Origin of the sequence: Caballeronia sp. dw_19 (assembly GCF_018449515.1) — a bacterium.
Classification (GTDB): Bacteria; Pseudomonadota; Gammaproteobacteria; order Burkholderiales; family Burkholderiaceae; genus Caballeronia.
In genome coordinates this window covers 1-21286 of sequence record NZ_JAAVUQ010000060.1, presented here as the reverse complement: position 1 = coordinate 21286, position 21286 = coordinate 1, and the positions used below count along the sequence as shown (strand labels likewise).

Genomic DNA, 21286 nt, shown 5'->3' with positions numbered 1-21286 from the left:
CTAATGATTCGAATCATCGCCAACCGCGCGCTTGTCGCGATCCCGACACTGATCCTGGTGTCGATGATGATCTTCGGCCTGCAAAAAATGCTCCCCGGCGATCCGGTCATGGCGATGGCTGGCGAAGACCAGAACCCGCAGGTTATCGCTACGTTGAGGCTGAAGTATCACCTCGATGAACCCGTGCCCGTGCAATACGCGCTTTGGGTGCGGGACATTCTTCATGGTGATCTGGGTGCGTCGCTCAGGACCGATGTGCCGGTGACCAAACTCATCGCGCAGAAGTTGCCGGTGACGTTGCAACTGGCCGTCATGGCGATGATCTTTGCGGTTGGCATTGGCGTGCCGCTTGGGGTTTTATCGGCGGCGAACAAGGGGAAAGCGCTTGATTACGGTGCTAATGTTCTCGCGCTCACCGGCATGTCCATACCCAACTTCTGGCTCGGGATCATCCTGATCTTCTTGGTATCGGTGAAGTGGCAATTGTTGCCTTCATCCGGATACGTGTCGCCGACCGAGGATTTCTGGTTGAGCATCAAGACCATGCTGATGCCAGCGTTCGTGTTGGGCGCGGCGCTCGGCGCGCAGTTGATGCGACATACGCGCAGCGCGATGCTGAGTGTTTTGCGCAGCGATTACATTCGCACGGCGCGCGCCAAAGGGCTTCTGCGAGGCACGGTAGTGGTCAAGCACGGCTTTCGCAACGCGCTGATTCCGATTGTCACGGTGCTCGCCTTGCTCTTCGGCGAACTGCTTGCCGGCGCGGTGCTGACGGAACAAGTGTTCACTATTCCGGGCTTCGGCAAGCTGGTCGTCGATGCCGTTTTCAATCGCGATTACGCCGTCGTTCAAGGCGTGGTGCTCGTCACGGCGGTAGGGTTTATCGTGGTGAATCTGTTCGCCGATGTCTTGTACGTTCTGCTCAACCCGCGGCTGAGGAAAAGCTGATGGCGACTATTGTGGAAGTGGAAACAGCCGCTTTGCCGCGCAAACGCAATCGCGCGTTAGGTCGCTTCATGCGCAATCGTGCGGCTGTGGCTGGCGCGGTAATTGTGCTTCTAATAATTCTTGTGGCCATCTTCGCACCGTGGCTTTCGCCCTACGATCCCATTCAGGCGAGCTTCATGACGGTGCGGCAAGCGCCATCGGCGAGTCATTGGTTCGGAACCGATGAACTCGGTCGCGACGTCTTCACGCGCTTGCTGTGGGGCGCACGCGCTTCGTTGCTGGCGGGCGTGGTGTCGGTGGGTATCGCAGTGGTGATCGGCGTGCCGCTCGGTTTGCTTGCAGGCTACTTCGGCAAACTGGTCGATGGCGTGATCTCGCGTTTCACCGATGCCTTGCTGTCCATCCCGTTCCTGATCCTCGCCATCGCATTGGCCGCGTTCCTCGGACCGAGTCTCACCAACGCGATGATTGCAATCGGCGTCTCGGCCATGCCGCGTTTCGTACGCCTCACGCGCGGCCAGGCAATCAGCGTCAAAGCGGAGGATTATGTTGAAGGTGCGCGTGCGATCGGACTCGGCCATTTCCGCATCATCGTCCGCTATATTTTCCCGAACGTGCTGCCGCCCATCATCGTGCAGGCCAGTCTCACGGTCGCCATGGCGATCATCGCGGAAGCCAGCTTGTCGTTCCTCGGCCTCGGGCAATTACCGCCGGCGCCATCGTGGGGATCGATGCTGAACACCGCGAAGGATTTCGTCAGCCAGGCGCCATGGATGTCGATCTTCCCGGGCATTGCGATCTTCCTGGCCGTGCTCGGCTTCAACCTGCTCGGCGATGGACTGCGCGACGCGCTCGATCCGCGCGAGCTTTGACCCCAACAACTTTCATCACAAAAGAGACGAGTTTCCCATGACCCGCTTCAACTGGCAGAACCCCTATCCCACGCCGCGCTTGCCCGTGTTCGCGCGCAATATCGTTTCGACGTCCCATCCCCTCGCTGCGCAAGCCGGCTTGCGCATGTTGTGGAAGGGCGGTAACGCCGTCGATGCGGCTATCGCGGCAGCGGCAGCCATTACGCTGGTCGAGCCCGTGTCGTGCGGTCTTGGCGGCGACGCGTTCGCGCTTGTCTGGGACGGCGCCAAGCTGCATGGATTGAACGCATCGGGCGTGTCTCCGGCCGCGTGGAACGTCGATTACTTCAAGAACAAGTACGGCGAGCAACACGGCCTGGCGAACCAGCCGAAGCGCGGTTGGGACGCGGTCACCGTGCCTGGCGTGATCGCTGGGTGGGAAGCGCTGCACGCGAAGTTCGGCTCGCTGCCGTTCGGCGACCTGATGGAACCGGCCATTGAAATTGCCGAGCGTGGGCACGCGGTGGCGAGCATTGTCGCGTACAAATGGGCGGCGGCTATCCCCGAGTTGAAAGACCAGCCCGGTTTCGCCGATACCTTCATGCCGCGCGGCCGCGCGCCCGAGATCAGCGAGTTGATGCGTTATCCCGGTCATGCAAAGACCTTGCGTACGCTCGCTGAACACGGACCTCGCGCGTATTACGAAGGCGAGATTGCCGAGAAGATTGCGGCGTTCGCGAAGCAGGGCGGCGGCGCGATGACCGCAGCCGATCTGCGCAATTACAAGGCCGACTGGGTCGAGCCGATCTCGAAGGATTATCGCGGTCATACGGTCCATGAGATTCCGCCGAACGGGCAGGGCATTGCTGCGCTGATCGCGCTCGGTATCCTCGATAAATTCGATGTGAAGTCGCTCACCGTCGACAAGATCGAGTCGCAGCATTTGCAGATCGAAGCCATGAAGCTCGCTTTCGCCGATGTCTATCAGTACGTCGCCGATCCGCGCTCCATGGACGTCACTCCCGAGCAGATGCTCGACGACGCGTATCTCACCGAGCGCGCCAAGCTCATCGATCCGAACAAGGCGAAGCACTTCGACTTCGGCATGCCGCCGGCGGGCGGGACCATTTATATGTCGGTGGCAGACGAGCGCGGCATGATGGTGAGTTTCATCCAGTCGAACTACATGGGCTTTGGCTCAGGCGTGGTTGTGCCGGATACGGGTATCGCGATGCAGAACCGCGGTTTTGGTTTCTCGATGGACCCGAAATCCGCGAACGTGGTGGAGGGCAGCAAGCGGCCATTCCATACCATCATCCCGGCGTTCCTCACGCAGGACGTGGACGGCGTGCAGGAAGCGGTGATGAGCTTTGGCGTGATGGGCGGCGACATGCAGCCGCAAGGTCATCTGCAATCCATCGTGCGTCTGCTTGATTACGGCCAGCAACCGCAAGCTGCTTGCGATGCACCGCGCTGGAAGGTGAATCGCGATTTCACCGTCGATGTGGAATCAACGCTTGATCGCGAAACGGTGAAGGCGCTGCAAGCGATGGGACACACGATCAAATCCGTCGATGATCCTTATATGGATTTCGGCTCGGGTCAGTACATCTGGAAGCTGGACCGTAACGATCCTGAGCGTGGATATGTAGCGGCGAGCGATAGCCGCCGCGATGGGCTGGCGGCGGGGTTCTAGGTTCACTCGGTCGGCAAGCATCAAGGCAGTCTGTACGAAGAAGGGCCGTTCATCCAACCATCGTGGGTGAGCGGCCCTTTTCATTGGCACGTGAAAGTGTGCGCGTTACGAAGCCGATGCCAGCGCGTATCGGCGACAATGTTCGAGATAACCGCCTTCGTGGCTGCTCACCAGTTCCACGATACTTTTCCATAGCCACGAAGGTGCATCCAGCGACTTCGACTTCGCGCGGTGCAACTCGGATAACCACGCGCGCCGCTGTGCCGTATCCATCTGCCGGGCGTGCGCTTTACCAACGACCATCGCCAGGAAGCGCGCTGCCTTCATCGCTTCATCCTGCGTCAATTGTTCGACCGTCAGCTTCATGTCCTGCGGCAACAACTCGCGAATCACCACCGACCGGTCGTTCAAACGCGCCGGGCGCATCCGTTCTCCAAGCCACGGCGTCAGATGCCGCGCCCCTTCCACGATCCGTTCCGCGTTATCGCGCGGCATGCGCTTGCGCGACGCCTGATCCGTATAACGTGGTGCTGCGGCCTTTGCACCTTCCTTGATATCGATAAGGCAAAGATCGTCGCCGTCTATCGCACCGCCGTCGATGTCCAGCAACACCGCATATCGCAACCGGCCGAGCGAGCTGCAGCCCTTCACCCAATACGCGGCATCGATCACCGTGACCTTTTCTTCGTCGGCGTTCTTGCGCAGAGTGGTTGCTATATCGGCAATCTCGCGCTGCTGGAACAGCGCCTTTATTTCGGCACGCTCACTCTTGTCGAGCGGCCAGAAACGCTTGCCGAGGGGAATGCTCGGTTCAATGTCTTCAATGCGCTCGATCGCCAATTGCTGCCACGTGCGGCGCACCGCTTCCTTCATCATCACCCGTACCTCTTCGGGTTTCGTGTCCTTGCCAGAGCGATGGCTGGAACGATCGAAGGCATGTTCGTAGCCTTGCGCGAGCGCTTCCATCATGCGTGCTGTCGTGACGCCGGGCAGGTCGGAGCCGCGCGCGGCCGTTGCCAGCGATAGCCCAAGCCGGATGATGTCGTGCGCCGGGTTGCCGATCACGGTCTGGTCGAGATCGCGGATCTGGATCTCCACGCGGCCGTCGGCGTTGGCAACGGGCCCGAGATTGCCCGTGTGGCAATCGCCGCAAATCCAGATGGCGGGGCCTTCGGGGAGCGAATGTCCTTCAATGCCGTCGAGCCATTCATAAAACTTGGTCGTGCTGCCGCGCACGTAGGCATGCGCCGATTCGGCCATCTTCATGTTGCGGCGCTCATAGAGGAGCGCCTGACGATCGTTGGGACTGGGAAGCTTGAATTTTTTCTTGGGCATGAGATCGTCCTGTAGTGCTCACTTGGAGCAAGGCGCATGCCGTCATCGTGTAATGAAAATGAAGGGTGTTTGCGGGCGGATGCTTGTTGCCGGTTTTGATCGTGCAGCAAAGCCGTCGAGCGTTGTGATCGTTTGGCCCGGCGGCTGGATTTTTGATCCGTTACGGTATCGGCCTGCGCTTTCCAAGGAGACACGATGACGCTACCCACCTTTTCCATGGTCGATACCGCGCCCACGCCGGTCGGTCCTTTTTCTCACGCGGCCGAAGCGGATGGCTGGGTGTTCCTCACAGGCCAAATGCCAACCGATCCCGCCGACGACACCAAGCCCTTGCCCGAAGGCGTGGAAGCACAGACGCGACGCGTGATGGATAACCTGATTCTTGTGCTGGAAGGGATCGGGTTATCGCTGGATAACGTGGTCAGCGTGCGGATTTTCCTGACCGAATTCAAACGCGATTACGCCGCGATGAACGAGGTTTATAAAGGCTACTTTCTGCCTAAGCCGTTGCCGGCGAGGACGTGTATCGGTGTGACAGGATTGGCGCGCGATGCGCTGGTGGAGATTGATTTCGTCGCCAAACGATGAGTTTATTTACTCGCCGATGAGTCCACGTGCCGGAAGGTCAGGTTGATCCGTTCTCCGCGGGCTTCCGGTTCCTTCGGCACCCTGTGCGCCCAGTCGAGTTGAGTACGTCCCTGCATGATGAGCAAGCTGCCGTGCGTGAGTTGAAGCGTATGCGTTTGCCGGGTCTTCGTATGCCGGAAGTCGAAGGTCCGCGTCGTGCCCAGACTTACTGAGGCGATCACCGGTTCTGGCCCGAGTTCACGCTCCTTGTCGGCATGCCAGCCCATGCTGTCCATGCCCGTGCGGTAGCGGTTGATCAGGACGCTGTTGAACGTGGTTTTCGCTTCGGTTTCGGCTTGTGTTTTGAGCGTTAATACGGCTGGCGTCCACGGCTTCGGAACGTTGCGAATGCCTGAGTAAACGTACACCGCGCCAGGATCGCCCTGCCACGCGGTCAAGCGCGGGAAGGGGATCTTGCCGGCAGGCGTGTTCATTGAGTCCTGCTGCCAGGTGATTTCATCGAGCAAAGCGGCTAACGTGTCCGACGCCGTCGGCGCGTCCAGCCAGTCAGGCAGCCATACGATGTCAGGCTTGGGAATGTCGTCGAAGAGGTCGAACATGGCGGTGATTTTCGCCTTCAGGCTATCTGCTAAGTTGATGTCAGTAACTTAGCAGATTCTCTTTCCTGAAACTTGCTCACATGTTTCCAAAGCCGCCACGTTGCGCGGCGGCTCATCAATTCAACGAGCGAGCTTCGTCACCGTCACCCGTTTCTTCAGCACACGCGCTTGCAGCACGATCACCAGCAACAAGAACACGCCACGTATCACCGATTGCCAATACGCCGACAGGCTGATAAAGCCCAGTCCATTCTCGAAGTTCAGCAGGTTGAACACCAAACCCAGCAGCGCGACGCCGGCTATCGTCATTGCGATCGATCCTTGTCCGCCGGTTAGCAACGTCCCGCCCAGCACCACCGCCGATATCGCGAACAACTCCCAGCCCACGCCTTCATTCGGCTGCCCTGCGCCGAATTGGGCAGCCAGTATCGCGCCCGCTATGCCGGCCAGCAAGCCGCTCAGCGCATAGACCGCGACCAGCGTCCTGTCTACATTCAAGCCCATCAAACGCGATGCTTCTTCGCTACCGCCTATGGCCAGCGCGTGTCGGCCGAAGCGTGTGCTTCGCAACGCCAGCCAGCCCAACACGGCCGCCACTGCCGCCACAATTCCCGGTATCGGCAGACCCCACACATCTCCCTGTCCAAAGTTGGCGAAACTGGAGGTGGCCGCAATCGATACGGCATCGTTATGTCCCAGCAGCAACGCCAACCCATGCGCTCCAAGGCTCGTCGCCAACGTGACGATAAACGGCAAGATCCGCATGTGCGTGATGACGAGGCCATTCAACACGCCTATCGCGAGTCCCGCTGCCGCGCCCGCGAGCACCGCGACCAGACCGCCATACGGGCTCGCCAACGCAGCCACCACGCTCGCCAGCGCCGCCACCGTCCCCACGGACAGGTCTATCCCACCCGTGATGATCACAAACGCCATGCCCACCGATATCAACGCGAACATCGAGTTGTATCGCCAGAAAGAATTGATGTTGTAGGCCGATGCAAAGTGGTCGTATCGAAGTACGCCGAGCACGAGTAATGCCGCTAGCGCCAACAGAATGGGAAGGTTCTTTTTCATGTCGATGTGTCCCTATCGCTGACGCCGCTGGACATACACTGCGGCGATGATGATGCCGGCTTTCACGACGAGCGCGGCGGCATCGGGAATGCCGTGGGCAAGCAGCGTGTATCGCAGTAACTGGATGATCAGCGCGCCAATCAGCGTGCCCACTATGTACGCCCTGCCACCCGTCAACGCCGTGCCGCCCACGGCCACTGCGGCAATGGCATCGAGCTCGGAGCCGAGGCCGATCACGTTAGCGTCCGACGAGGAATTCACGGAGATCGATATCAACCCCGCCAACCCCGCCAACCCCGCGCACAAGGTGTAGGCGATCATCTTCACGCGCGCCGTTGGGATCCCGCTCAGGTACGCTGCGCGCTCGTTGCCGCCCGTGACGAGCAGGTACTGGCCGAACAAGGTCTTGCGCACGATCCACGCGAACACGGCCACGAGCGCGAGCATCAGGAACACTTGCGCCGGTACGCCCGCCACGCGGCCCAGTGCGATCCACTGGAACGCGGGATTGTCGAACGCTTGCAGGCTGCCGTCGGTGAACACTTGTGCAATGCCCCTTCCTGCGATGAACAGCACCAGCGTCGCGACAATCGGCTGCACGGAGAGCCTCGTGACGAGGAAGCCGTTGAACACACCGCACAGGGCGGCGGCCATTACGGGCAACACAAAGGCTAATGCAATGCCGAACGGCCCGGCCACGTTCATGAAGATCATCGGCGCGAGCGAACCGGCAATCGCCATTGAAGCGCCCACCGATAAATCGATACCACCCGTCGCCACGACCAGCGTCATCCCAATGCCGACGATCACGATCGTCACTACTTGCGTCAGGTTGACGTTGAAGGTCTGCAGCGACCAGAAGTGTTGCGTGAAGAGCAGGTTGAAAACGATCATCGCGAGCAGCACGGCGATCTCGCGCTGAATCGTTATCCGATGCTTTTTCTTCTGCGCGGCCTGCACGGTCGGCGCGGCTGTCGCCGGTTGCGTTTTCTGATTCATGGCTGACCTTCTTTGGCATCGACCGCTTCCGCCAGCGCGGATTCTTCCCCCGATCCATACGCGATCGCATCCATGATCGATGCCTCGCTCATGCGCGCGCCGTCGAGTTCGGCGACGGTCTTGCCATCGCGGATCACGACCGCGCGATCGGCTACCGCAGTGAGTTCTTCCAGCTCGGACGCCGATAGCAACACCGCCAGCCCCGAGTCGCGCAGCTCGCGGATGATCTTGGCGACGTCGGCTTTAGCGCCGACATCGATCCCTCTTGTGGGTTCATCGAGCAGCAGCAAGGTTGGATTCGTCGCGAGCCAGCGCGCGAGCAAAACCTTCTGCTGATTACCGCCCGATAATTCGCGGATCGGTTGATCGGGCGAACGCATTTTGATGCCCAGCGATTCGATAAACTGGTCCACTATCTCGCGCTGCTTCGCGACATCGACCACACCGCGTTTGGTCAGCGTGCGCAGGCACACGAGCGTGAGGTTGTCGCGCACCGACAGCTCCGGCACGATGCCTTCGCCCTTGCGGTCCTCGGTGAGATACGCAATCCCGCGCGCTATTGCGTCCTGCGGCGACTTGAGCGTGACCGGCTTGCCATCGATGGAAAGCGAACCGCGCTCGGTCGAATCCGCGCCGAACATCAGCCGCATGGTTTCCGTGCGGCCCGAGCCAAGCAGCCCGGCGAGACCAACGGCCTCGCCTGAGTGGACATCGAGCGATACATCCGACACCTTCGCGCCCGCGCCGAGGTTCGTTGCGCTGATCGCTGTCGAACCGCGTTTGGCAAGGTTCGCTTCCTTGACCGCGCTGTCCTCGTGCACGACCGCGGCGAGCGTACGCCCAAGCATGGTGGTGACGAGTTGCAGCTTGTCGAGCGCGGCCATCGGGCTTTCCGCAACGGTTTGTCCGTCGCGCATGACCGTGACGCGATCGCACAGCGCATACAACTCATCCAGCCGATGCGACACGAAAATCACCGCGCGGCCGTCGTCCCTTAAACGCCTCACTACGCTGAAGAGCAATTCGACTTCGCGTTCATCGAGCGAGGACGTGGATTCGTCCATGATGACCATCTTCGCTTCCGACGATACCGCCCGCGCCAGCGCCACCATCTGCTGGATAGCAGTTGAAAACTCACGCACGGGTTTGCTGACATCGATCTGTAATCCGAACGAATCGAGCAATTCCTGCGCGCGCCGGTGAATCGTCTTCCAGTCGATCAACCCGAATCGACGCGGCTCGCGGCCGAGAAAAATGTTCTCGGCAATCGAGCGAAACGGGACGAGATTGATCTCCTGGTAGATCGTGCTGATACCGGCTTCGCGCGCTTCTTTCGGGCTGCGGAAATCGGCTTCGCGGCCATCGAAGCGAATCGTGCCTGACGTGCGCCGGTACGCGCCCGTCAGGATCTTGATCAGCGTCGATTTACCCGCGCCGTTCTGCCCGATCAGCGCATGCACTTCTCCCGCTGTCACCGACAGCCGCGCGTGCCGCAACGCGGCTACACCTCCAAAGCTGATGTCGATGTCCTGCATCTCTAGCAGGGGTGATCCAGAATTCGGCGTGTTCATCTAGCGTGTCTCCCTGGCGGATCGTTTCACGCAGTGACTGCGTTTCCATCCGCCGGATACAAAAGAAGCGACGGCCCGCGAAAGACGGGGCGCGCCGCTTCGAACACCTTCGTTGCTCTTACCCAAGCGTCATACGTTCACCGAACGCGTTCGTTCAATAGCCGTACTGCATGCTTTCTTTAACGTTGCTTTTATCGTAGAAGCGGTCGGAGACTTTCACCCACGGCGGGACCGTTTCGCCCTTCGCGAATTTCTGCGCCACATCGCACGCGAGCGGACCGAAGAACGGGCTCGACTGCACGCTTGCACCGAGTTCGCCGGCAGCGATGGCGTCCAAACCGCCCTTCGTCCCGTCGATGGTCACAATGGTGATGTCCTTGCCCGGCTGCTTGCCGGCTGCCTTGATAGCGGCAATTGCGCCGAGCGCCATTTCGTCGTTGTGCGCGTAGACGGCGGTCACGTCGGGATGCGCCTGAAGCAGCGTTTCCATGACCTTACGACCCGTGTCGCGCGCAAAGTCACCGCTCTGCGACGCGATGATCTGCATGCCCGGATTCTTCGCGATCACGTCGTCAAAACCCTTCTTGCGATCGTTCGCAGCGGACGCGCCCGTCGATCCTTCCAGTTCGATGATCTTCGCCTTGCCGCCAGTCGATTTAACCAGCCAGTCGGCCGCACGTTGCCCCTGGTTGATGAAGTCCGAGCCAATGAATGTGATGTAGTCACGACCCGCTTTCGCCACCGACTGATCGACGTCACGGTCGACCAGGATCACCGGAATGCCCGCTTTCTTCGCCTGCAACACGATCGGCGCAAGCGGTTTTTCTTCACGCGGCGGGAACACGATCAAATCTACGTGCTGCGCGATCATGCTCTGGATATCGGCGACTTGTTTCGATGCCGAGCTGTTCGCGTCGGTCATCACCATCTGCCAGCCGCACTTCGCCGCGACGTCCTTGAAGCTCTTGGTTTCGGCGAGACGCCACGGGTTGTTGCTCTCGGTCTGGGCGAAGCCGACGCGCAAGGGCTTCTTGGTCGCAAGCTTGGGCAGGGGAGAGTCATCGGCGTGGGCGATGCTGAAGCCCGCGATCATCGACAGCGCGAGCGCCGACGTGGCCAGCACGCGCAACGGGAATTTGCGTTTGTTGAAATTTTCAAGCGACAGCATGTCTTCCTCCGGTATGGATGGTCCTGCTTTTTTAAGTGCTTCGGTCCTGCCGTGTTTTTCGTTCTCGGTGCTCCATCTCAATAAGTCGAGGTGCGATGATTATTCCACCGTATTTTATTATTGGTCAATCGCTAATATTATTAATTGCGGGCTGTTTTGCCACGGTAATTACCCTTACCGACGCGCGTTCTACCAGCGGCCCGTCGAGCTTCACTGTACGTCGGCGCACGGGTGCGCCGGCGGCGCGGTTGTGCTCTTCCTGGAGCAGTGTTTCGACGGCCCATCGGCCGAGTTCATAGTTGGGCAGGACGACGGTGGACAGCGGCGGATGAGTATGCCGGGCGATCTCCTGATCGTCGTAGCCGAGTACGGAAACGTCTTCCGGTACGCGTAATCCGAGCTGTTTCAGCGCTTCGATTGCGCCGAGCGCCATCAAGTCGTTCGCGCAGAAAATGGCTGTTGGCGGGTTGGGCTGGCGCATTAACGACAGGGTCTGTTCGAAGCCCGAACCTGAGCTCCAGTCGCCTTCACGCACCAGCTCGGCGGCGAACGGCAGGTCTGCTGTCGAGAGCGCCATCCGATACCCCTTCAGCCGGTCGCGCGACGCGTCTTGCCAGGGTTCGCCGTTCACATACCCAATCCTTCGATGCCCCGAGTTCAGCAAATATTCCGTCGCGGTATGGCCTCCCGTGACTTCCGCCGGCACCACCGACGACAGCTCGGAATCGCTTGTGTAGCAGTTCAGCAGGACCGTTGGGACCTTGGAAAGCGCTGCGGGCAACGTCACCTTGCGCGTGTACACCGTCGCGTAAATCACGCCGAGCACGTTGGGGTTCGTCAGCGTGGCGTCGAGCACTTGCTGTTCGATTTCCGCGTTGCCGTGCGTCGAGTAAACGGCAAGCATTCGGCCGTTTGCGAACGCTGTATCGCGCGCGCCGTCGATGTTCACCACCGGATGCGGACTCGTCGAAATTTCATCGGCGAGATACACGATCAGGTTCTTTTCGTTCGCCGTGATCGTCGCGTCCAGCGGCTCGCGGGACGTCATCCGGTAGCCGAGATCCTGCGCGGCCTTCAGTACTTTGTTGCGAGTGGCGTCGGAGAATTTTGCGCTGGTCGCGTTGTTCAGTACGAGCGAGACGGTGGATTGCGAAACGCCGGTCAGCTTCGCGATGTCGGTCATCGTCGGACGGCGTTGCGTGGATTTTTTCATTGTCAGTGACCGCGAAAAGGCGGCGTTGCGTTGCGCTGAAACAGTCTGCGGATGCCGCCGACGGTACCACTAATATTTTCTATCGACAACGCTCGGAAACCATCGCCAGGATTGGCTTTGCCGGGGTTGAGATAAATCTAAGTGTTATTACTAATAATATTGACTACTTCGTGGCGATCGTGCGATTCTCGGGGCGCACGCCGGGCTGTCGGATCAATGAAAGCCACGCGTGCCGACCGCGCCCGACTCGCGTGGCGCAACCAAGGAGACGACGATGGCCCGCTACGACGAGCGCGCTCGCGATGCGCTTGCGGAGGATTTTGAACGTGACGGTTTTGTGCTGCTGCCCGACCATTTCCCGCGCGCGACGCTCGAAGCGTGGGGCGCGGCTTTCGCGCCGCTTTTCACACCGCATGCGGAGGCGGCGCGCGAGCAGGGTGGCAGCGGCAATCGCGGACCGGGGCGCTATTACGTCACGTTGCCGTTCGAAGGCGAGTTCGCCGATCCCGCCATTTTTTGCGATGACGATGTACTGGGAATCGTCGAGCGAATTGCCGGGCCGGATCCCGTGATGTGCCAGCTCGCCACCGATACCCCCGTGCGCGGTTCCGACTTTCAGGACTGGCATCGCGACACGCCGCCTTTGTTCGATGGCGTGCCGGAAACGCCGTCATTCCAGTTGGCGGTGAATTTTCCGCTTATCGATGTGAATGATGAGAACGGGTCGCTGGAGATCACGCGCGGGACGCATCGGATATCGCGTGAGGATGCGCTTGCCGGTTTGGCGACTGGCCGGTTTCCGGCGGAACGCGTTCCCATGCAACTCGGCGACGTGATGATCCGCGATGTGCGCGGGTTGCATCGGGGAACGCCGAATTTCACCGATACCCCGCGTCCGATGGTCGTGATCGGTTATAGCCGTTCGTGGTATTTCAGGCCGGAAGTACAGGTGCAAGTCCCGCGCGATGTGTTCGCCGCGTTGCCTGCCCGCGCGAAACGGTTGCTGCGTTATAGCCCGCAAGTCGACAAGACCCCGCGGACCTTCGATGAAAGTTATCAGCGGTTTGCATATTGAACGCCGATCGTCAGGAAGGCGTGAATCAAAGCGCCGCCAACAACCTTGATGACGACGCGTTTCGCATCGCGTTGAAGGATGCTGCGCTGATCGAACTGCGGTTCGAGGATCGGCGCGTGTTACTGGCGCCGCACGTCGGTGGGGCGATCGCGGCGTTCTACGATCTGCCGGACGGCAACGGCAACGATGGTCGCGGCGCGCTGCATTGGCTGCGCCCCGCGTCGGCCGACGCGCTCGCTGCTTGCAACCCACTCGGCATGGCGAGCTTTCCGCTGTTGCCGTACTGCAACCGGCTACGCGACGCGCGTTTTACTTTCGACGGCCGCGAGATCGATCTATCCACCGATGGCAACGCGTTCGATCACGCGCTGCATGGGCACGCGTGGCGGCGGCCGTGGCGCGTGGGTCTGGTGTCGTCGACCATGGTGGAATTGCATCTGAACCACGAACCCGGCAGCGAACCGGCGCATCACTGGCCGTATCGATACGAAGCGACGCAGCGTTTCGAGCTCGATGATTCAGGCTTGTTCGTCACCATGTCCATACGCAATCTTGCCGATCAGCCTATGCCGTTCGGCATGGGTCATCATCCTTATTATCCTCGCACCCCGGCGACGCGCATCCACACGAACGTCCGCGCGATGTGGCACGCCACGCAGGATCTCCTGCCAACGTTTCTCGGCGCGCATCCGTGCGTTGATGCGTTGGCGTCGCCTGAAGGCTCGTCCGCGAATGCTTTCGATCTGGACAACAACTTCGCTGGCTGGTCGAGGTCGGCGACCATCGACTGGCCGGATGAACTCCGCAGCGTGACGCTTTGCGCCGATGCGTCGTTCGATCACATGGTTTTATACGCACCCTCGGCGCATCCTGACCTGCTGTGCGTGGAGCCTGTAACGAACACGGTGGATTTCCTGAATCTCGATGCGCCGCGAGAGGACGTGGGCGGGGGCGTCCTGATGCCCGGAGAAACAGTGCAAGCACGCTTCGGCTGGATGCCGGGCGATCTTGCCCAATCCGACGTCGAACGGAACAAATCCACTTTCCCGGTATCATCCTGAAATTATCCGCGAGCTTGATCCACTGAGCGCGCGAGCACCTTCAGCATTCTCAAAAATCCAGGAAAGTACCATGACGACGATCGACAGCGCGCCCGGCGAATCCACCCAACCGCGCCGGGTCTTGCTCGTCGATGACAGCGTCGATGCAGCCGAAGCCATGTCGATGCTCCTCGAAACGCTAGGCCACGAAGTTCGTGTGATGCATGACGGCCCGAGCGCGCTTGCCATGGTCGATGACTTCGCGCCCGATGTCGTGGTCCTGGATATCGGCTTGCCGGGCATGGACGGTTTTGAGGTCGCGCGGGAGTTGCGCACGCGCGCGGTGACTAAGACCGCGTTGCTGATCGCGTTGACGGGTTATGGCGCGGACAGCGACAAGAAAGCAGCCCGCGATGCCGGCTTCGACCATCATCTGGTCAAACCCGTGTCTTTCACCGCGATAGAAACCGTGATCGTCGCGTCATTTGCAGACCGCGCGAAGTAAAGCTCGAAGTAAAGCTGGAAGTAAAACGCGAAGTAAAACCCCCGCTCACTCCACTCGCAACTTCGCCATATACGGCAGATGATCGGACAGCCACGCGGTGTCCTGCGTCGGTGTGATCCATTCAACCGGTTTCATACCGCGCACGAACATCTTGTCGAGCGCGAGCGCGGGCGAAAACGCCGGATAGGTCCGACCGGATTCGCCGAGCATGGTCGCCACTTCGCTCATCCCAAGTTCACCAAAGACCCCCACCGAATCATTACGCCAGTCGTTGAAGTCGCCCGCCAGAACGAGCGGCCCTTCAGGCGCTTCCTTCGAAATCCACAACGCAATCCAGTTCATTTGCCGCAGCCGCGCCGCCCGCGTCAACGCAAGATGCGCGCACAGCAGCGTGACCGAGCGACCGGCAAACGTGGCGCGCGCGACCAGCAAGCCACGCCGCTCAAACCGATGCGCCGAGATGTCCCAGCGTCCACCCAGATCCAGCGGATGCGGGGAAAGAATCGCGTTGCCATGCCGCCACGATGGCTTGAACACGTTCTGCCCGAGTGCGATCTGCAAATCGAGCGATGTTGCTATTTCCGTCGCCTGACAATGCCAGATGTCATCGACCGGGGCATCGAGCGGATTGCCGAAACTCGCCGCCAGCACCGGCTGCGGCATCCGGCGCGCCATGGCTTCCTGCAGGAAATAGGCATCGGCTTTGGTCGACTGAACCCAGCGCTGCATTGCGCTCCACGCCTGGAGGCCGAGCGGTGAGCGGCCCTTGTGCAGGTTCCAGCTCACGGCCACGAAGTCGGGGGTATCGTGAGCGGAGGGAATTCCGGAGGTGAAATGTTCTGGATTTCGCATGCGATGAGTGAGTTGACCGCGAGTTGACCGCGAAGTTGAACGGCGCGGTGTGGGACGCGGCGGCGCCGAGCGTGATCGACGCGCGGCGCGCTACTGCGCAGCCGTTGCCAGCGTCGCACGAACCTTGTAGGTGAGCGACGGATTTTTATCGACGATCTGCCACGTCGACCATTCGCCCGGCTTCAAGATCAGCCCGGGATGCGTGGCACTGACCTGACGCGGTTGGGGCGGCAGCTTGCAACCCTGATCCGTAACGGCCGCGGTGCTGTCCTGCAAGGTTTCCTGCGCGTCGATCTGCAACGTGATGTCGTCGCTGTTGGCGTGTATGGGGGAAATAGTGAGGGTGCGCTGCAGGTCGATGTCGCCGGCGGGTTTGTCCGCGCAACCGACGTTGTTTTTTACCACGTGATGATGGGTATCGGTGTGGGCCTGGCCGACGCTGGTCGTGCCAGTGAAGCTGTCGGTCTGCTGACCATCCTGCACAACCTGCAGTTCCCATTTGACCGGCTGCGGCGGCGTGCCTTGCGCAAGGGCGCTGAAAGGCGCGGTGAGCGCGGCGCAGAACAGCAACGCTGCCGTCTGGTATTTCAACATGTGTGCTTTTCTCCTGATCCCTTATTGCGTCTGGGCCATGGCCCGTTCGATCCGGGTAGCTTGCCTGGTGACTCTGACTCTGATCCGCTGCTGGCGTTCGGCCCCGAAATGTTTCCAAAAGCTACCGGCGCGTAGGCGAAAACGGCGGCAATGTCGTGCGTTCCGTCCAATAGGATCCAACAGGCAACGCACTTTCCGCACCCGGCACGCACCCGTTTTTTCCGCAGCGCAACTTGTCGATCATACAAGCGCTTGGGCTCGCCTGCCGAAGCCATCGCATTTTTAGCCGTTTAGCAGCAGACGCCCGGGACTGCTCGCTTGCGTGCATCTTTATGGCCGATAAACTGGATTTGCCGATCAACAAAACCGGGGAAAGCCATGAGCACCGCCGTAGTCAAACAAGAACTCGCCGTGGCGTCGTTCAGCAAGGTCTACGACCTGGACGAGGTTGAAACAGCATTGAACGACCTGAGCGAAGGGGGCAGCGAGGCGCTGCGCGCGACGTACGAAAAGATGCTGAAAGCGGGCAATCTGCGCTTTTGCGTCAAGCCGAACCGGATGCCGTCCATAGACGATCTGGTGGCGGACTTGCCCAATTTCCAGGAGCCGCTCAACGACGTCCGCAAGCAGATCGCGCTGTGCCTTGAAACCGAGGACAGGCTCGAATTGATGCCCATGTTGCTGCTCGGCGATCCCGGCATTGGCAAGACGCATTTCGCGAAACAGCTTGCGCGTTTGCTCGGTACTTCCTGCCATTACCTCGCCATGAGTTCGCTGACGGCGGGCTGGATCTTGTCGGGCGCGTCGTCGCAATGGCGCAACGCGAAGCCGGGCAAAGTGTTCGATGCGCTCGTGAACGGCAGTTACGCCAATCCGGTGATGACGGTCGATGAAATCGACAAAGCCACCGGCGACGCCCAATACGATCCGCTCGGCGCGCTGTACGCGTTGCTGGAACACGATACGGCGCAGAGTTTCATCGATGAATTCGCTGAAATACCGATCAACGCCGGCAATGTGGTCTGGATCGCGACGGCGAATCAGGCAAACACGATTCCCGAGCCATTGCTGAACCGGATGAACGTGTACGAGATCGCGCCGCCGGATCGCGATGGCGCGCGGCGTATTGCCCAGTCGATTTATCACGAGATACGCAGCGTGCATGCGTGGGGCGCACGCTTTCCGGAAACACTCGGCGACGCGCCGCTCGACGCATTGACGCAGGCTTCCCCGCGAGCCATGCGGCGCGCGATGCTCAATGCTTTTGGCAACGCACGTATCGATAACCGGCATGAAGTGCAGGCGCGGGACATCGAATTAGGCAATGGTGGCCGAAAGAAATCGATCGGGTTCTGATCGGGCGTTTTGGCAAAATCTGCAAAAACCCCTCGAAATATGGCCTGAAACTGACTTTTTTCGGGCAAAAAGGCCATATTTCCTGATTTGGCCCGGATTATTTCGGAAAATGATGCCTTATGGGAGTCGGTATGGCTAATCGCACGAAAAGCGCAATAACGCGCGATAAACCACGCGAAGCGCTCGTGCTGGCTGGCCTAGAATAGTGAGATGGACAGAATCGAATGTGTGGTGATTGGCGCTGGCGTGGTCGGACTGGCTGTCGCGCGGGCGATGGCCGCGCGTGGCCGCGAGGTGATCGTGCTCGAGGCGGGCGAAGCGGTCGGCACGAGCACGAGTTCGCGCAATAGCGAGGTGATCCACGCGGGGCTGTATTACCCGCGTGGCTCGCTGAAGGCCGATTTGTGCGTGCGTGGCCGGGCGATGCTCTACGAATATTGCGACGCCCACGGCGTTCCGTATAACCGCTGCGGCAAATTACTCGTTGCCACGGCGCGCAACCAGTTGCCGCAACTGACGGCGATCCAGAACAAGGCGGTCGAAAACGGCGTCACGGACCTGGTGCGCGTAAGCGGCGCCGAAGCCATGGAGATGGAGCCGCAGCTTCAGTGCGTGGAAGCGTTTTTCTCGCCTCAGACCGGCATTATCGATAGCCATCAATTCATGCTCGCGTTGCAAGGCGACGCAGAACGCGACGGCGCGACGGTGGCGTTTCATACGCCGGTGACGGATATCGATGCCCGCGACGGTGCGTTTATCGTGGAAACGGGGGGCGAAGCGCCGATGCGCTTTCAGGCCGATTGCGTGATCAACAGCGCGGGGCTGTCGGCGAACCAGATTGCGCGCACTATCCGCGGGCTCGACGCGCGCCATGTGCCGCCGCTGTATTTCGCTAAGGGCAATTACTTCACCGTGAGCGGCCGGACGCCGTTCGATCGCCTAATTTATCCGATGCCGAATGAAGCCGGACTCGGTGTGCATCTCACTATCGATATGGGTGGCCAAGCCAAGTTCGGTCCCGACGTGGAATGGATCCAGAAGATCGATTACACCGTCGATCCGCAGCGCGCGGCCAGCTTCTACGCCGCCATTCGCGCGTATTGGCCGAATCTTCCCGACGACGCGCTACAACCCGCTTACGCCGGGATTCGGCCGAAACTTTCCGGGCCGGGGCAGCCGGCGGCCGACTTCCTGATTCAGGGACGGGCGGCGCACGGCATGGCGGGATTGGTGAACTTGTTTGGGATTGAATCGCCCGGGTTGACGGCGTCGCTGGCGATTGCGGAGAAGGTCGCGAAAATGGTGGGGTGACGGCGAAGTGAGGGCAACGCCCGCTGCGACCTTTCGCCATCGGTTATCTATAAGATTTGGCTGAGTTTGTTGTGCTTCGCGTTGATATGCTTTGGAGATCGTCGTCGACAAGAACGGCGCACACCCCCAATACCACGGAGCACATTCTCATGAAGTCCTCACGACGCACGTTCCTGATTTCGAGCATTGGCGTTGCATCGGCGCTGGCGGTTTCGCGTACCGCATTCGCCGACCCCGTCAAACTCGCCGAATCAGATTCAATGGCGCAAAGCCTCGGCTACAAGCTCGACGCTACAACCGTCGATAAAGCCAAATTCCCGCGCTACGCCGCCGGCCAGGATTGCGGCAATTGCTCGTTCTATCAAGGCAAAGCCACCGACGCATTCGCCGGATGCCCGATGTTCGCCGGCAAGCAGGTTGCATCGAAGGGCTGGTGCAACGCTTATAACAAGAAGGCCTGAGCAGCCGGTAGCCCGTGATCATCGAAATGCGCTGTCTTGATGTGTTGATCTCTTGCCGGATGACCCATGAAAGTTGTCAAAAGCCGCGAATTTACTGCCGAGCGCGCGTGGGGCGCACTTGATATCGCCACGATGAACGGCGTCTCATGCCGTCTGCACTGGACTGATGCGCCGTATAAATGGCACGTGAACGACGGCGAGGAAGTCTTCGCGGTCATGCAAGGCCAGGTGCGGATGCGCGTGCGGCGAGAGGGCGTAGAGGAAGAATGGCTGCTCGACGCCGGCGATATCTTTCACGCCCATCCCGGCGATGAACATGTCGCCGAGCCGGTGGGCATCGCGCGAATCCTGGTGATTGAGAAAGACGGAAGCGTTTGAAATAAGCTCACGCATTTAGTGCAGAGGCTTTTCGGCCAGAGTGTGAGCTTCGCGTGTACGCATGCGTGACGTGCACCGGTTTCCAGGTTGGCGAGCGCGGCTTCGACTGAGAACGCGCGTAAAAAAGCCGTCCCGCAATACCCCGGAACGGCTTCTTTTATTCAGCAGACGATATACCTGCTCCGCGCTTTGGCTCCACGACTATCGACGGTTATAACGCCGTCTTGAGCCGAACTACGAGGCGAAACTCAGCGGATGCGCTTAAACCGTTGCCTTGCGTTCCAGACCCGCTTTCACCAACAACTCCGCCAGCGCTTCCGACATTCCGCCTTCGTGCTTGGCGGCTTGTTCCTGCAGTTGCCTGACGAGATCGCTGTCCAGCTTGCAGGCGAACGGCACGAGTCCTTTTTCCTGATCCAGCCGGCGCTGTTCGCGCTTGTCCAGCTTCGGCTGTCCAGCTTGCGGGCCGAAGCTCGACGCGCTGTTTTGCTTCAGGCCGTTGGCGAGCTTGAGCGCCTTGTTTTTTTCCATTTCGAATTTTTTCACGCGAAGCTCCAAAAGCTATAGAGGCACAGGGCCGAGGCGCGTATTGTACGCACCTCCGGGCTTGAGCCATTTCTGAGCGCGATTACTGAGCGGCTAGTGAGCGGCTAATGAGCCATTAGCCGGACGCCGGAACCGGCGGAATGCCGGTCGTGGCGTCCATCAATTCTTCGATCCGCGCGCGCATCCGCTTCCAGTGCGACCCTTCCCAAAATACCCGCCTGCAGACATCGCAGGTGACAAACCGCGCGTGCCGTTCAAGCACACCTTCCGGCACGCGGTCGCTCACCTCGTCCGCGCTCGCGCGGCGCAGCGGCGCGTTGCACATCAGGCACAGGCGGAAGGGGCGGACATGCTGCGCAAGTCCGAGCCGTGTCGCGACTTCGCGCCATTGCGCATCGGGTTGTAGCGTGCGCACGTAGCAGCCGTGGACCAGCGAGCGGCGCTTCAGTAATTCACGATCGCGCGTGAGCACCACGCGATGTTCGGCGAGCGCAAGCTGCTCGATTTCATCGTCGGGGAAATGGTTGTCGTAGCGGGTATCGAAACCGGCTAGCCGAAGCAGTTGAGCCAGGCCGCCAAGATGGGCATCGGCGATAAAACGCAGCGTCTCCAGCCGCAATGGCGCGCGCAACGGATACACGATTTCAAGCGCCCGAGGCATCATGCCGGGCGGATAGACATCGATAAAATCGGCGTCTTCCATGAGAGTATCGAAGCCGGCGGGCAGGCCATTGCGTAGAATTAGCGCGACCTCGGTGTGCGGCACGCCGAGTGCTTCGATCATATGCTTGGTCGTCGACGCCACCGGACACACGTACGCAAACGCCTGTTCGCGCTGCTGCCGCGCCAGGAACTCATTCAACTCCCGATGAAAACGGAACGTGGCAGTCGTCATGGATTCGAGTATCGCATCGCTTCGACGGGGCTGCTTTGAGTCGTGTCGGAGCGAGGGTCGTGGCGGGGGCATCGTATTCGTTAACCGCAATGAAAGTTGCATGGGACCGGAGTAAGGCGCTAAAGCGGGAACTCTGGTCGACCGTAACAAAGTTGCATGGGACCAGAGTAACCCGCTAAAGCGGGAACTCCGGTCGACCGCAACAAAGTTGCATGGGACCGGAGTAAC

22 protein-coding genes are annotated in these 21286 nt (G+C 60.2%); 11 read left to right on the top strand and 11 right to left on the bottom strand.

Translation table 11 applies throughout. The features are described from left to right. Window positions 1-3: 3 nt before the first annotated feature. From HB376_RS38255 to ggt, 3 genes are read left to right on the top strand one after another with little or no spacing between them, the layout of a single operon-like run. Entirely contained in the window at window positions 4-948 is a 945-nt protein-coding gene (locus tag HB376_RS38255) for an ABC transporter permease (RefSeq protein WP_213768880.1), read from the top strand. Further along, window positions 948-1820, top strand: coding sequence for an ABC transporter permease (locus HB376_RS38250; RefSeq protein ID WP_213768879.1), 873 nt, complete (start codon window positions 948-950; stop codon window positions 1818-1820). The genes HB376_RS38255 and HB376_RS38250 overlap by 1 nt, the downstream gene beginning before the upstream one ends. 37 nt (window positions 1821-1857) lie before the next feature. Then, entirely contained in the window at window positions 1858-3495 is a 1638-nt protein-coding gene (gene ggt / locus HB376_RS38245) for a gamma-glutamyltransferase (RefSeq protein ID WP_213768878.1), read from the top strand. Window positions 3496-3600: 105 nt separating this feature from the next. Here ggt and HB376_RS38240 read toward each other — a convergent pair whose 3' ends face one another. After that, window positions 3601-4830, bottom strand: a complete 1230-nt coding sequence (locus tag HB376_RS38240) for a DUF2252 domain-containing protein (protein ID WP_213768877.1) — start codon at window positions 4828-4830, stop codon at window positions 3601-3603. A 195-nt stretch (window positions 4831-5025) separates the two neighbouring features. Here HB376_RS38240 and HB376_RS38235 point away from each other — a divergent pair, with 195 nt between their 5' ends. Beyond that, window positions 5026-5418 (top strand): RidA family protein, encoded by a 393-nt coding sequence (locus HB376_RS38235; protein WP_213768876.1) that lies wholly within the window; start codon window positions 5026-5028, stop codon window positions 5416-5418. A gap of 2 nt (window positions 5419-5420) precedes the next feature. Here HB376_RS38235 and HB376_RS38230 read toward each other — a convergent pair whose 3' ends face one another. The 6 genes from HB376_RS38230 to HB376_RS38205 form a co-directional block, all read right to left on the bottom strand. Then, the gene (locus tag HB376_RS38230) at window positions 5421-6017 is read right to left on the bottom strand and encodes an alpha-ketoglutarate-dependent dioxygenase AlkB (protein ID WP_213768875.1); all 597 of its coding nucleotides are present in this window, start codon (window positions 6015-6017) and stop codon (window positions 5421-5423) included. A gap of 120 nt (window positions 6018-6137) precedes the next feature. Continuing rightward, a complete protein-coding gene (locus HB376_RS38225; RefSeq protein WP_213768874.1) occupies window positions 6138-7094 on the bottom strand; it encodes an ABC transporter permease in 957 nt (318 codons plus the stop codon). Between the two features lie 12 nt (window positions 7095-7106). Then, the gene (locus tag HB376_RS38220; RefSeq protein WP_213768873.1) at window positions 7107-8093 is read right to left on the bottom strand and encodes an ABC transporter permease; all 987 of its coding nucleotides are present in this window, start codon (window positions 8091-8093) and stop codon (window positions 7107-7109) included. Then, on the bottom strand, window positions 8090-9664 hold the full coding sequence (locus tag HB376_RS38215; protein ID WP_213768872.1) for a sugar ABC transporter ATP-binding protein: 1575 nt from the start codon (window positions 9662-9664) through the stop codon (window positions 8090-8092). Before HB376_RS38215 ends, HB376_RS38220 begins: the two co-directional genes overlap by 4 nt. A 154-nt stretch (window positions 9665-9818) precedes the next feature. Further along, a complete protein-coding gene (locus HB376_RS38210; protein ID WP_213768871.1) occupies window positions 9819-10832 on the bottom strand; it encodes an ABC transporter substrate-binding protein in 1014 nt (337 codons plus the stop codon). A 124-nt stretch (window positions 10833-10956) separates the two neighbouring features. Further along, on the bottom strand, window positions 10957-12015 hold the full coding sequence (locus HB376_RS38205) for a LacI family DNA-binding transcriptional regulator (RefSeq protein ID WP_213768889.1): 1059 nt from the start codon (window positions 12013-12015) through the stop codon (window positions 10957-10959). Between the two features lie 304 nt (window positions 12016-12319). Between HB376_RS38205 and HB376_RS38200 the strand changes: the two genes are divergently transcribed. From HB376_RS38200 to HB376_RS38190, 3 genes are all read left to right on the top strand, one after another. Continuing rightward, window positions 12320-13120, top strand: a complete 801-nt coding sequence (locus HB376_RS38200) for a phytanoyl-CoA dioxygenase family protein (RefSeq protein WP_213768870.1) — start codon at window positions 12320-12322, stop codon at window positions 13118-13120. A gap of 65 nt (window positions 13121-13185) precedes the next feature. Further along, window positions 13186-14181 (top strand): aldose 1-epimerase, encoded by a 996-nt coding sequence (locus HB376_RS38195; RefSeq protein ID WP_213768888.1) that lies wholly within the window; start codon window positions 13186-13188, stop codon window positions 14179-14181. A 70-nt stretch (window positions 14182-14251) separates the two neighbouring features. Beyond that, the gene (locus HB376_RS38190) at window positions 14252-14665 is read left to right on the top strand and encodes a response regulator (RefSeq protein WP_213768869.1); all 414 of its coding nucleotides are present in this window, start codon (window positions 14252-14254) and stop codon (window positions 14663-14665) included. Window positions 14666-14710: 45 nt separating this feature from the next. Here HB376_RS38190 and HB376_RS38185 read toward each other — a convergent pair whose 3' ends face one another. Together HB376_RS38185 and HB376_RS38180 are read right to left on the bottom strand one after the other, a co-directional pair. Further along, on the bottom strand, window positions 14711-15517 hold the full coding sequence (locus HB376_RS38185) for an endonuclease/exonuclease/phosphatase family protein (protein ID WP_089166047.1): 807 nt from the start codon (window positions 15515-15517) through the stop codon (window positions 14711-14713). Window positions 15518-15607: 90 nt separating this feature from the next. Continuing rightward, window positions 15608-16111, bottom strand: a complete 504-nt coding sequence (locus HB376_RS38180) for a hypothetical protein (protein ID WP_213768868.1) — start codon at window positions 16109-16111, stop codon at window positions 15608-15610. A 378-nt stretch (window positions 16112-16489) separates the two neighbouring features. Between HB376_RS38180 and HB376_RS38175 the strand changes: the two genes are divergently transcribed. The 4 genes from HB376_RS38175 to HB376_RS38160 all read left to right on the top strand — a co-directional run bounded on the left by HB376_RS38175 (window position 16490) and on the right by HB376_RS38160 (window position 19617). Then, complete coding sequence (locus HB376_RS38175; protein WP_213768867.1) at window positions 16490-17467, top strand: AAA family ATPase; 978 nt, start codon at window positions 16490-16492, stop codon at window positions 17465-17467. A 210-nt stretch (window positions 17468-17677) separates the two neighbouring features. Continuing rightward, window positions 17678-18778 (top strand): NAD(P)/FAD-dependent oxidoreductase, encoded by a 1101-nt coding sequence (locus HB376_RS38170; RefSeq protein ID WP_213768866.1) that lies wholly within the window; start codon window positions 17678-17680, stop codon window positions 18776-18778. Window positions 18779-18927: 149 nt separating this feature from the next. Next, on the top strand, window positions 18928-19239 hold the full coding sequence (locus tag HB376_RS38165; RefSeq protein ID WP_213768865.1) for a high-potential iron-sulfur protein: 312 nt from the start codon (window positions 18928-18930) through the stop codon (window positions 19237-19239). A 66-nt stretch (window positions 19240-19305) separates the two neighbouring features. After that, window positions 19306-19617 (top strand): AraC family ligand binding domain-containing protein, encoded by a 312-nt coding sequence (locus HB376_RS38160; protein WP_213768864.1) that lies wholly within the window; start codon window positions 19306-19308, stop codon window positions 19615-19617. 261 nt (window positions 19618-19878) lie between these two features. On the opposite strand, the gene HB376_RS38155 is transcribed toward HB376_RS38160, so the two are convergent. Next, complete coding sequence (locus HB376_RS38155) at window positions 19879-20148, bottom strand: hypothetical protein (RefSeq protein ID WP_213768887.1); 270 nt, start codon at window positions 20146-20148, stop codon at window positions 19879-19881. A 130-nt stretch (window positions 20149-20278) separates the two neighbouring features. Further along, the gene (locus HB376_RS38150) at window positions 20279-21058 is read right to left on the bottom strand and encodes a Mut7-C RNAse domain-containing protein (protein WP_213768863.1); all 780 of its coding nucleotides are present in this window, start codon (window positions 21056-21058) and stop codon (window positions 20279-20281) included. Window positions 21059-21286 lie beyond the last annotated feature (228 nt).